Below are 7,522 nucleotides of genomic sequence, written 5' to 3'. Positions count from 1 at the left end.
CCGTCTTGATCGAGGCCGAGTAACTGCGGAAGTCGTGACCCGTCACGATGTCCGGCTTCACGCCGGCGCGGCGGATCAGCGTGCCGAGCCCCATGCCCAGCGCCTGCACGCCCATCAGGTTGATCTCTTTCTCGAACAGCCAGCGCGCGTCGTACTCGCGAAAGCCGGTCGGCTTCACCAGCGGCAGCGACTCGTAATCGTAGGTGTTCGGCGAAAGCGCAGAGCGCGGTGTCGGAAACCGCGCGGCGGCGTCCGGACGGTCCGCATGACGCGGAACGCGAAGAGCGTGACCAATGGCCATGATGTGTCCTATCGGGCCGGAAGACCGGGGAGAAAGTCCGATTGCAGGCTCACCTCGACGACGTCGCCGGGTGACAGCTCCACGTCCTCGGCCACGGTGAGACTCTCGATTCCGCTCTTCTCGGTCTTACGGAAGACCGTCAGTTGCGGCTTGCTGCCGCTGCCGCGAACGAGCTGAGAGCGGACCATCCCGACATAGACGAGCTTCTCGCTGAGCCCCTTCAGGCGAAACTGGATGCCGGACAGCTTGACGTTCGCCTCCTGGAGCTCGTTCAGCAGCTCGAGCCGGCGGTCGTCGTCGAGCTTCGTCGACTTGCGCGAGAACTCGTCCCGATCGCGGTCGACCTGCGCGAGCTGGGCGGACGTCTGGAGCTGGCGAGTGGACGACAGCAGCAGCGATCGTCTCGCCTCCACGACGCGGGTGATGGGGACGCTGCCCCTCTGAAGCAGCTCCTGAACGCGCCTGAACTCCTCGTTGTCGTCCTCGACACCGGCGGCCTCCTTCGTCTGCTGCTCGGTGAGGATTCGCATGCGCCCCTCCTCCTTGGCCACGGCCTCCTTCAGATAGGCTCGCTCCTTGGCGTAATCGACGCTGCGGGTCCGGAGCTTCTCCGCCTCGAGCTCCTGCACGCGCTCCGCGACGGTGGACGGCAGCGGCGTCTCGATCAGGCTCGTCCGGTCGATCTCCGACTTCCCGTCGAGCTCCGCCTTCAGACGGGCGACGTGAACCTGCTCCTTGGCGAACTCGGCCCACAGCGAATTGTACTCGGCCCTGAGATCGGACTGCTCGAGGAACGGATTGTTCATTCGGAAGCGCATGATGTCGTAGCCGCCGGCGAGCGAGACCGCTTGGCGCAGCGTGAGGCCGGGCCGGTACGGCACCTCGCCCGGCTTGGAGACGTCACCGCTCAGGTAGATCGGCCGGTACTCGAAGATTCTCACGTCGATGTCGGACGGCGCGATGATCACCGGATACTCGCGCCCGGCCTCGTTCCGCCGCCGGAACTCCTTGCTCGGGAGCAGCTTGCGGATCCTCTCGCGGACCTCGGCGAGGGTCAGACCATCGGCCCGGACCTGCCCGCCGAGCGGAATCGAGATCTCGCCGTCACGGTTGATCTGGATGCGCTGCTGCAGCTCGGGAATCCCGACCACCGATGTCTCCAGCGTGTCGCCGACGGCCAGCCGGTACTCCGCCGCGAAGGCCGTCGAAGCGCCGGAGACGGCGAGCGCCACGGCGCACAGGAGTGCCCGTGTCCCGCGGCGTGAGGTCCAGTGGTCGGCCAGCATCGTGTTTCCTCGTCTTCTGGTGTCCGTCGAACCGTTGCATCGGACGGTCGAGCGTCGTCCCTGATCGCCCGGGTCGGGCGGCGTTCGACCGACCAGGCTCGCTACACACGGTCGTAGACGTCCTCGATCCTCACGATGTCGTCCTCGGCCAGGTAGCCGCCCGACTGCACCTCGATCAGATTGAGGTCGAGCTTCCCCGGGTTCTCCAGCCGATGCACGCAGCCCAGCGGCAGGTATATGGACTCGTTCTCGCGAATCAGGACGGTCTCCGCATCGCGCGTCACGAGGGCGGTGCCGTTGACGACGACCCAGTGCTCGGCACGATGAAAGTGCTTCTGGAGCGAGAGCTTTCCGCCGGGTTTCACGGTGATGCGCTTAACTTGGTACCGATGCCCCTGCTGGATGGACTCGTAATAGCCCCAGGGACGGTGAACCCGGCGGGACGTGAAGGCCGCCGCGTGCTTTTCCTGCTTGAGGCGCTCGACCAGCTGCTTGATGTTCTGATCACTGTCCTTCCGGGTGACGAGCACGACATCTTCGGTCGCCACGACGATCATGTCCTCGACACCCACGGCCGCGACCAGGATGCCCTCGCCACGCAGATAGCAATTGTGCGAGTCGTCGCAGACGGCCTGACCGGCCAGGACGTTGCCGGCCGCGTCTTGGTCGCCGATCTCCCACACGGCCGACCACGCGCCGAGGTCGGCCCAGCCGCAGCGAACGCGAATCACGCTGGCGTGGTCGCTCTTCTCCAGGACGGAGTGGTCGATCGAGATGGACGGCGCGCGGCCGAACGCCTCGGCCCCGAGCCGCAGGAAATCGAGATCGCGCTCACCGTCGACGAGAGAGGCACGCGCGGCGGTCACCACGTCCGGCGCATGCCGCTCGAGCTCCGAGAGCAGCTGCCGGGCCGCGACCAGCACGATCCCGCTGTTCCACAGATAGTCGCCCGCGGCGAGGTACCGCTCGGCAGTGACCGGATCCGGCTTCTCGACGAATTCCGCGACCCGCGAGACCGCCGAGCCGCCCGGCTGCTCCTGGCGGATGTAGCCGTAGCCGGTGGCGGGCGAGCTCGGCTCGATGCCGAACAGCACGATCCGTCCGGACCCGGTCGCTTCGAGGCCGGAGGTGACGGCCGCGGTGAAGGCCGCCTCGTCCTCGATCACGTGATCGGCCGGCATGAGCAGCAGCTTCGCATCGCCGTCCTGCTCGGATGCGTGGAGCGCCGCCACGGCCGCCGCCGGCGCCGTGTTGCGGCCCACCGGCTCGACGATCAGGGTCGCCGGCGCGATGTCGATGGCCTGCAACTGATCCACGGCGATGAACCGGTGATCCTCGTTGACCACGACGATGGGTCGCCGGTACGACGCCCGGTCGGAGACCCGCAGGGCGGTCTGCTGGAACAGGCTCAGCTCGCCCTGCATGGCGATGAACTGCTTGGGATAGGAATCACGCGACAGAGGCCACAGCCGGGTTCCGGTTCCGCCGCACAGCAGAACCGGAGTGATCGCCTGCTTGGACTCGTTTCGGGGACTCATCATGCCGAGTTCTCCATCGTGAGTTCCAGATCGTGAGATCGTGAGATCGTGATCGTGACGCCGCGCGCCGGCCCGTCGCGCCAGATTCCGCCCGCTCCGAAGCGGTCGGGGGCCCGGAGCGAACGCAGGACTGCCGCCTCGCCGGATCACGATCAGATGCCGCTGCCGGAGATGAACTCGCGACGCGCCGTCTGCCAGAGAATCACGATATCGAGCCAGAGCGACCAGTACTTGATGTACTCCAGATCCTGATCGACGCGCGCCCGTGCCAGCGTCGGATCCTCGGTGCTGCCGCGCAGTCCGTTGACCTGGGCGAGCCCGGTGATGCCGGTCTTCATCTGGTGCCGCTCGAAATAGTACGGGACGAGCTCCTCGTAGAGCACGCCGCCGGCGAGCATGCGTGGAACATGGGGTCGCGGACCGACGAGCGACATGTCGCCACGAAGCACGTTCCAGAGCTGAGGAAGCTCGTCGAGACTCGATCGACGGAGCAGTCGGCCGATCGCGGTGACCCGCACATCACCGCTGGTCGTCTGCTGAACCCCGGTCTCGTCTGAGACGTGCACGTACATGGTCCGCAGCTTCAGGATCTCGAACTCCTCGTTCAAGAGTCCGTAGCGGCGTTGACGGAAGAACACCGGGCCGGGCGAGGACAGCTTGATGGCGATCGCGACCAGGAGGAACCCCGGCGAGAGGACGATCAGAAGAATGCCCGCCCCGACGACGTCGAAGCAGCGCTTGAGCGCGAGCTCCTGCTGCAGACGAGGACGCTGCTTGCACGGACGGCTGCGGATGCCCGGCCGAACGACAGGATCGAAGCCGCGTGGCGTGGCGACGCGCCGTCGGAACGTCCTGAGTGGATCGTCACGGTCTTTCGTCAGCTGCAGGGACCGGGCGTCACGCGACAGTACGTCTTGTTCTGCCATCGGTGACTTCTCCTCGTCTGATCGGAGTTCATACGCGGAATGCTGCGTCGCACACTCGGCGACGCTGCAACAACGCAGATGGTGGACCCGACGTGCCGGAATGCAGCGGTGTATCAGTAAGGAAGTGCAATGAACAAACATTGTGCACAATCTGTTTAGTAATGATCTCTGTTAATTTTAGTAAAGATTTGTATACTATCGTATCATGACACCGATCATCGAATGTCAGCTTTCCTTTACGAGATTAATTCTGTAACAGCATTGTGAGACGGAAGCTCACGGTGCGTAACTCGCGGCGCAAAACGCTTGCGGCGCGAACCGCGATCATTGTGCGTTGCACACTCACATTGGTCGATTAGGATGCTGTCAACTCCGATGCCGGCGACGAATAGAGGCCGCATGCGGAGCTTCAACCGGAAGAGTGGAATGACAAAGATCGGCCGCGAGCTCTCTCAACTGATCAGCTCGTTCCGGCGCCGCATGAGGACAATGTGGCGAGACTCTGTCGCGGCTGGAAGAGGCCCGAATTCCCGTCGCGGTCTGCTTCTGATTTTCCTGACATTCAACGTCGTTATCTGGATCGTGCTGATCATCGTACTTCTACGGTGACCGCCCTCGAGTCCGCGTCTCGTCCGATTTCCGACATCCAGATTTCCAGCTCCGAACGAGCCCAGCGCGCGCGTCTCCCGGCGATCCTGATCCCTGCCCAAAACGTGCAGTGCTCACCGCACACGCACGAATGCGCTAATTGTGGATTTCTCGGCGCCACACTTTGGTCAAGCCGTCTGATCAGATCCGTGGAACATGAGCGTGCGGCCACCGTTCCGCTCTTCGGTATCACGTCGCATCATCACGTCGGGCAAGGCGGCAGCTTGAAGTTCAAGGTCAGGTGCCCGACATCGACGCGCCGGCGATGGTGCGGCTCGTCGGAGAACGCCGCAGCGTGGACGCATTCTCGCGGTGTCGAGACGCCGCCGTCGTACGACGCGGCCTCACACGACGAGGCGGGGTCGCACGCGGCACGCGGCTGATCGCAGGGTGATCGCTCTGGCCAACGGTCTGGGCCCGAAACGGCTGTGCTCGTGCCGGGCCGTCACATCGACGGAATGCGACAGCGAGGGAACTTTGATGCTGAACGTGCTCAATGTCACATCTGAGCAGACGAGACGAGCCGGACATCGCTGGACCCTGCGAGAGGCGCTTCCGCCGCAATGGACCCTGGTGGATCTGGTCACCATCATACGACGCCGATTCCGCTTCGTTATGCTGGCGGCCGCTCTCGCCCTCGCGGCGGTCTCGCTCTACCTCGCGATGACCCCGGCTCGCTACACCGCGACAGCGGCACTGATCCCCGACACCAAGCGCACGCCTCCGTCGCCGACCGAGGTGGCGCAGGACGCCCTGATCGATCCCGCGATCGTCGAGAACCAGGTCGAGACGATCCGCTCCGAGACGATCGCCGGCCAAGTCGTCGACAAGCTCGGTCTGTGGCGGGACCCCGAGTTCGTCGGAGACGGGCCGGGGCTCGTGTCCCGCATCCTCGCCGCGAGCGGGCTGACGACGATCAAGACACCGTCCGACACGATCAAGAAGCGCGCCGCCGTCGCGAGCTTCCTGCAGATGCTGGCCGTCAAGCGCGTCGGGCACAGCTTCGTCACCTCCATCGCATTCACGTCGCTCGATCCGGAGAAGGCCGCGACGATCGCCAACGCGGTGGCCGCCGCCTATGTGGACGACCAGCTCGGACAGCGTTTCGCGAACGCCGAGCGGACGAGCGTCTGGATGCGCCAGCGGATCGAGACGCTCGGCCGAGAGGCCGAGGCGGCGGCCGCCGCCGTTGCCGCGTACAAGGAGCGCAATCGCATCGTTCTCGGTCCGGAAGGCCGCACGGACGACGAGCTCCAGCTCGCGGAGCGCAAACGGGACCTCGACGCGGCGACGGCCGACGTCGCCGACGCCAAGGCCCGCCTCGAGCGCACCCAGCAGCTTCGTGCCGCGGAGGGCGACGGCTCGACGTTTCCCGAGGCGTCGCTGCTGACCGCGGTCGACAGCCCGGCGATTCGCGAGATCGTGCGGCAGCATCAGAACCTCGTGGCGAGCGCCCCGGGCACCGTGGCGGACGAGGCCTCCTCGACGGAGCCGAACCGCGCCCTCGCGGCCGCGAGCTTGCGCAGCCGACTCTGGGACGAGGTCCGGCGCGCCGAGGCGGCCGACCGCGCGAGCGTCGAGAGCGCGACCCTGCGGCTCGCCAGCCTGTCGAGCCGGACGGCGGAGCTGAACGCCAAGGTGGAGGAGACGCGTGCGAGCGTGGCGGAGCTGCGGCGGCTCGAGGCCAACCACGCCCGGGTGAGCCAGCTCCACGATCTTCTTCAGAACCGCTTTTCCCGCGTCAGCGACTTCATGCAGCAGCAGTACCTGCCCGTCACCGAATCGCGGATCGTCACGAACGCGATGCCGCCGCTGAACAAGAGCTCGCCCAAGTCCGCGCTGCTGCTGTTCCTCGGCGCCGTCGCCGGAACCCTGGTCGGCATGGGTGGAGCGCTCGCCAAGGAATACACCGACCATTCGATCACGCGACCGGACCAGCTTGAGCAGGGGCTCGGCATGCGGTGGATCGGCACGCTCACCCGCTTCGGCACCGGGCGCGACGGTGCGGTCCCGCCGGCGGCGGACCTTTCCGAGGACGGCGCGCCGCGGCGCGACGGCGATGCGACGTCGGGCGGTCGAGATCCGGCCATCGGACGGGCGGCCGATACCTTGAAGGGCATCAAGGTCGCCCTGGACGACAGCGTCTCGGCGACGACCGGCGGTCACCTGGTCGCCGTGGCATCCGCCGAGGCGGGCACCGGGAAGACGACCGTGGCCCTCGGCCTCGCGGTGGTCACGGCAGCGGCAGGCCACCGGACCCTGCTGATCGACGGCAACGTGCGAAACGCGTCTCTCTCGATCGAGGCGGCCCAGAGCCGGCGCCCCAGCCCGGTCGCCGTCACGGACGACACCCCGTTCTTCGAGCGGCCGGTGGAGCATCCCCTCGGCTTCCACGTGCTGCCCCAGCGCATCGACGACTTCGGGCCGGACCTCCTCGCGATGCGCGAGGTGCGCCATCTGCTCCAGCGTCTTCGCAAGAGCTACGACTATGTGATCGTCGACACGGCGGCGATGCTGGACCACATCGATCTCGCCGCCGCGGCGGGCATCTTCGATGCCATCGTGATCGTGGTGGAGCACGGCCGGACCGTCAGCAACGATCTCGAACTGGCGCTCGGCCGGTCGGTAGTCGTCGGCGAGCGAATCGCCGGCGCGGTGATCAACAAAGCCCCGCCCCCGGCGCGGTGGGGATGGCTGTGATAAGCCCCTCTCGTCCGAGCCAGGTCATCAGACGTCATAGAGAGGCGAAGCGGGCATCATGACCTCGACCGCGCCGACCTACGACCCCGGCACCCAGGCGATGCATTACGTCCGGCGGGCCCT

Annotated in this window: 4 protein-coding genes and 1 pseudogene; 1 reads left to right on the top strand and 4 read right to left on the bottom strand. The window is 66.2% G+C overall.

Going from position 1 to position 7,522, the window contains the following annotated elements; all coding sequences use genetic code 11:
• The 4 genes and pseudogenes from CCR97_RS31690 to CCR97_RS11765 form a co-directional block, all read right to left on the bottom strand.
• A pseudogene (locus CCR97_RS31690) lies at nt 1–301 on the bottom strand (phosphomannomutase/phosphoglucomutase); the annotation flags it as partial.
• Nucleotides 302–309: 8 nt separating this feature from the next.
• On the bottom strand, nt 310–1,587 hold the full coding sequence (locus CCR97_RS11775; RefSeq protein ID WP_111357288.1) for a polysaccharide biosynthesis/export family protein: 1,278 nt from the start codon (nt 1,585–1,587) through the stop codon (nt 310–312).
• Between the two features lie 101 nt (nt 1,588–1,688).
• Nucleotides 1,689–3,125, bottom strand: a complete 1,437-nt coding sequence (locus tag CCR97_RS11770) for a mannose-1-phosphate guanylyltransferase/mannose-6-phosphate isomerase (RefSeq protein ID WP_111357290.1) — start codon at nt 3,123–3,125, stop codon at nt 1,689–1,691.
• A gap of 152 nt (nt 3,126–3,277) precedes the next feature.
• Complete coding sequence (locus CCR97_RS11765) at nt 3,278–4,051, bottom strand: sugar transferase (RefSeq protein WP_111357287.1); 774 nt, start codon at nt 4,049–4,051, stop codon at nt 3,278–3,280.
• A gap of 1,128 nt (nt 4,052–5,179) precedes the next feature.
• On the opposite strand from CCR97_RS11765, the gene CCR97_RS11760 reads away from it, so the two are divergent.
• A complete protein-coding gene (locus CCR97_RS11760) occupies nt 5,180–7,399 on the top strand; it encodes a GumC family protein (RefSeq protein WP_111357286.1) in 2,220 nt (739 codons plus the stop codon).
• Nucleotides 7,400–7,522 lie beyond the last annotated feature (123 nt).

The sequence above is a fragment of the Rhodoplanes elegans genome (genome assembly GCF_016653355.1).
Lineage (GTDB): Bacteria > Pseudomonadota > Alphaproteobacteria > Rhizobiales > Xanthobacteraceae > Rhodoplanes > Rhodoplanes elegans.
This window is presented reverse-complemented; position numbering and strand designations above follow the sequence as displayed.

Bases quoted from the DNA above. Each gene is read 5' to 3' on its own strand.
- CCR97_RS11775 (WP_111357288.1), bottom strand. From the start codon at position 1,587: ATGCTGGCCGACCACTGGACCTCACGCCGCGGGACACGGGCACTCCTG.
- CCR97_RS11770 (WP_111357290.1), bottom strand. From the start codon at position 3,125: ATGAGTCCCCGAAACGAGTCCAAGCAGGCGATCACTCCGGTTCTGCTG.
- CCR97_RS11765 (WP_111357287.1), bottom strand. From the start codon at position 4,051: ATGGCAGAACAAGACGTACTGTCGCGTGACGCCCGGTCCCTGCAGCTG.
- CCR97_RS11760 (WP_111357286.1), top strand. From the start codon at position 5,180: ATGCTGAACGTGCTCAATGTCACATCTGAGCAGACGAGACGAGCCGGA.